This window comes from Dyadobacter sp. OTU695, from assembly GCF_038440355.1.
In the GTDB taxonomy this organism is placed as follows: domain Bacteria; phylum Bacteroidota; class Bacteroidia; order Cytophagales; family Spirosomataceae; genus Dyadobacter.
The window spans coordinates 1-244 of record NZ_JASATN010000114.1; the positions used below are offsets into that span (position 1 = coordinate 1).

Annotated in this window: 1 protein-coding gene; it reads left to right on the plus strand. The window is 45.1% G+C overall.

Going from position 1 to position 244, the window contains the following annotated elements; genetic code table 11:
* Window positions 1-140 precede the first annotated feature (140 nt).
* Window positions 141-244: SDR family NAD(P)-dependent oxidoreductase (locus tag AAHB90_RS32690; RefSeq protein WP_342089520.1), on the plus strand; the 104-nt coding region annotated here is incomplete at its 3' end.

Sequence of the window (244 nt, forward strand, 5' to 3'; positions counted from 1 at the left end):
GCCTGCTTTTCAATGATAGTAGATCGGTACGGAATGCACCCTCAATTCGGCTACAACATTTCCTGTTTCGGCTACAAGCGCCTTGTCACGATCGCGGAAATTTGCTGTTTAAAAATTAAAATAATATGCAGACAGAAACAATGAAAGTGGCACTGGTTACAGGAGCAAACACAGGCGTGGGATACCAGATCGCTAAATCACTTGCTGATGAAGGCTATACCGTTTACGTTGGCGCGAGAAACCC